The sequence below is a fragment of the Pricia sp. genome (assembly GCF_041745955.1).
GTDB lineage: Bacteria > Bacteroidota > Bacteroidia > Flavobacteriales > Flavobacteriaceae > Pricia.
On sequence record NZ_JBGTHY010000092.1, the window covers coordinates 1 to 3,869 of the forward strand.

2 protein-coding genes are annotated in these 3,869 nt (G+C 46.1%); both read left to right on the forward strand.

Translation table 11 applies throughout. From position 1 onward, the window contains the following. The first annotated feature begins 86 nt into the window (after positions 1–86). Positions 87–3,569: a leucine--tRNA ligase gene (locus tag ACEW8S_RS03175; RefSeq protein WP_373516738.1), complete on the forward strand. Its 3,483-nt coding sequence runs from the start codon at positions 87–89 to the stop codon at positions 3,567–3,569. 162 nt (positions 3,570–3,731) lie between these two features. Then, positions 3,732–3,869: zinc metallopeptidase (locus ACEW8S_RS03180; RefSeq protein WP_373516739.1), on the forward strand; the 138-nt coding region annotated here is incomplete at its 3' end.

Here is a 3,869-nt window from a genome sequence, read left to right on the forward strand (position 1 = left end):
ACTTATTTTTGCCCCACATCCTTAGACCTGCAAGATGTTCCCGAACGTAGGGAGGGTTCCTTGTAGGTCTGCAGACACATAGATCCATGAAGTACGATTTCAGTAACATAGAGAAAAAATGGCAGCAATTTTGGGCCGGGACTGGCACTTTTAAAGCGGAAAATAATTCCGAAAAGCAAAAATTCTATGTTTTGGATATGTTCCCCTATCCTTCCGGGGCGGGACTTCATGTAGGCCATCCTTTAGGATATATCGCCAGTGACATCTACGCCCGCTACAAAAGGCACATGGGCTTTAATGTGTTGCATCCCATGGGATATGATTCCTTCGGATTGCCCGCCGAACAGTACGCCATTCAGACCGGGCAACATCCAAAAAATACAACAGAAATAAACATAGAAGGATGCTTGGATCGTGAAGGGAACATTTTATCCAAATACGTCAACGAAGATGGGAGTATCGAAAATGAAGCTTTAGTTGATACGAGTAGAATTGTCACTATCAAGGATGGGAATTATCACGATAACATCATAAAGGGATATCGTCGGCAGTTGGATCAATTGGGATTTTCGTTCGATTGGAGCCGTGAAATCCGTACTTCAGATCCCAAGTATTACAAATGGACGCAGTGGATCTTCATCCAACTTTTCAATTCGTGGTACAATTCAGATTCTGACAAGGCGGAGCCTATCGAAGACTTGGTCCCTATTTTTGAAAAGGATGGAAATGCCAATGTAAACGCCGTTTGCGATGATGATACTCCCAACTTTTCTGCGGAGGAATGGGGTGCCTTTTCATCCAAGGAAAAACAGGAAAAACTTCTTAAATACCGCCTTACCTATCTCGCCGATGCCGATGTCAATTGGTGTCCGGCATTAGGGACCGTGCTCGCCAACGACGAGATCGTTAACGGCGTATCCGAACGCGGCGGCCATCCTGTTGTTCGTAAAAAGATGACCCAGTGGATGATGCGCATCACCGCCTACGCCCAGCGTCTTCTGGACGGGCTCGAGAAAATCGACTGGCCTCAGCCTTTGAAAGATTCGCAGCGGAATTGGATCGGGAGGAGTGAGGGGGCGAGTGTAAGCTTCCGAGTCCTCCCCTGGGTTCCCTCCGCTGGTGGCAAAACTCGTTCACCACAGGGTATGGGTTCTTTTCCTGATGAATCGCCATTAAATTACGGGGAAAGCTTCGAAACACGCTTGAAAGCGGATCTTGCGATTGAAGTTTTCACAACCAGACCCGACACTATCTTCGGCGTTTCGTTCATGACCTTGGCGCCTGAACACGAACAGGTATCCAAAATAACGACTACTGAGCATAAGGCCGAAGTCGAGACCTATATCGAGGCAACCGCCAAACGCTCAGAACGGGATCGTATGGCAGATGTCAAGACCATTACAGGGGCGTTCACGGGGGCGTATGCCGAACATCCGTTCACGAAAGAACCTATTCCGATCTGGATCGGGGACTATGTTTTGGCCGGTTATGGTACAGGAGCGGTTATGTCAGTACCGTGCGGCGATCAGCGGGATTATGACTTTGCGAAGCACTTCGGTATCGATATCCCCAATATTTTCGAGGGTATCGATATTTCGGAAGAAGCTTTTGCGGATAAGGAAAAGACTGTTATCGCGAATTCCGATTTTTTAAACGGATTACCCTATAAGAAAGCGGTCAAAAAGGCAATCGCCGAACTTGAAACGTTAGGGCAAGGCGAAGGGAGAATAAATTACCGGCTGCGGGATGCCGTTTTCAGCCGTCAGCGGTATTGGGGCGAGCCTTTCCCAGTGTATTATGTCGACGGAATGCCACAAATGATTGCAGACGAACATTTGCCCATCAAACTTCCGGAAGTCGAAAAGTACCTCCCCACCGAAACCGGCGAACCGCCTTTGGGCAACGCCACCGAGTGGTCATGGGACACGAATAGGAACGAGGTGGTTTCGAATGAAAATAGGGTAGTTTCAAACGGGAATGTCATCCCGAACGGTTCTGGTGAGCGCAGTCGAAGTACAGTCGAGGGGCAAACTGTCAGCAACGGTGTATACCCTCTGGAATTAAACACCATGCCCGGTTGGGCAGGCAGCTCCCAATATTTCAACCGCTATATGGATCCGCACAACGACGATGAGATCTTCTCCCAGGAAGCCATCAACTATTGGCAGGATGTGGACTTGTATATCGGCGGCAGCGAGCATGCCACGGGACATTTGCTGTACAGTCGTTTTTGGCAGAAGTTTATGTTCGATAAAGGTTTGGTACCTGTGGATGAGTATGCGAAAAAGTTGATCAATCAGGGTATGATTACTGGGACTAGTGCTTTTCTACTGAGATTAAAATACGAATTCTACATCTTAGATAGCACATATTCAAACAAGGAAGTAGAAGCTGTTTTTTCAGAAATAGTTTCTACAAAACAGATATTTGTCTCCTTCGGCATTAAAAATGCTCTTGAAGAATCTGAAGGTCCGAAGGAATTCCAAAAACTTAGAGAAAGCTTAGATGGGTTTGCGACAGGGATGAAAGGTATAATTTTGGAAAAGCTCCCAAATATGGATGTTCGATTTGAACTGGAAAGTGAAGATTTTTATAATCCAATCCATGCAGATATTTCACTAATAAACTCATCGAATGAATTAGATATTCAAGCTTTCAAAAACTGGCGACCAGAATATCAAGATGCCATTTTTATTTTAGAAGACGGTGAAATCTACCATGGGAACTCCCTCCCCCCCGCGGAGGGCCGGGGAGGGGGCTTTATCGTCTCCCGCGAAGTCGAAAAAATGTCCAAATCCAAATACAACGTCGTCAATCCCGATGATATTGTGAAAGAATACGGCGCCGACAGCCTTCGTATGTACGAAATGTTCCTCGGCCCGCTAGAGCAATCCAAACCTTGGAATACCGCTGGCATTACTGGCGTACACAGTTTCCTAAAAAAGCTATGGAAACTCTATCACTCCGGCCTGAATAATGAGTTTAAAGTGACTGGACCAACTACGCTTCCAACCGAAGAATCGGAGAAAGGGAACTCTCCCTCTATGACCTCCGAAGCGCATAAGAAAGAGCAAGGAAGAGAACAGACGGAAATCAATGAACCTTCAGCCGAAAGCCTGAAAACCCTGCACAAAACCATCAAAAAAGTAGAAGAAGACATCGAAAACTTCAGTTTCAACACCTCGGTATCCACTTTTATGATCTGCGTCAACGAACTGACCGCCCAAAAATGTTCAAGCTGGGAAATTTTAGAACCTCTGGCCATTCTGGTTTCCCCCTACGCCCCGCATATCGCCGAAGAGCTCTGGGAAAAACTCGGCCATTCCGAATCGATAGCTACCGCACCCTTCCCGAAATTCGAGGAGAAATATTTGGTGGAGAGCAGCAAAGAGTACCCCATATCCTTTAACGGCAAAACACGATTTACGATGGAGCTTCCTTTGGAACTGGACAAGCGGCAAATCGAGGAAGCGGTAATGGCCCATGAAAAAACCCAGCAACAGTTAGATGGTAGAACGCCTAAAAAAGTGATTGTGGTGCCGGGGAAAATTGTGAATATTGTAGGGTAACATCATTGCGAGTCGCTTGAACTACACACAATGAAACGCCATTTTGTCCGTTGTACCAAATGGCGAGGTTTTTGCTAAAGTATTGATAAGTCGTTCCCGCATAAAAGGGAATCTGCTTATCTTTAACACGAAAACAAGTGAACAAATAAAAACATTAAAGTTATGATGGGATATTATATTATGATCGGCGCCATCGCCCTGGTCAGCTGGCTGGTAAGCCGTAAACTCAAAAGTAAATTCAAGCACTATTCGAAAGTGCACCTTCAAAATGGTATGAGCGGTGCCGAAATCGCCGAAAAA

What these genes read in the sequence shown, in the direction of transcription:
- ACEW8S_RS03175 (WP_373516738.1), top strand. Translation starts at nt 87, where the DNA reads ATGAAGTACGATTTCAGTAACATAGAGAAAAAATGGCAGCAATTTTGG.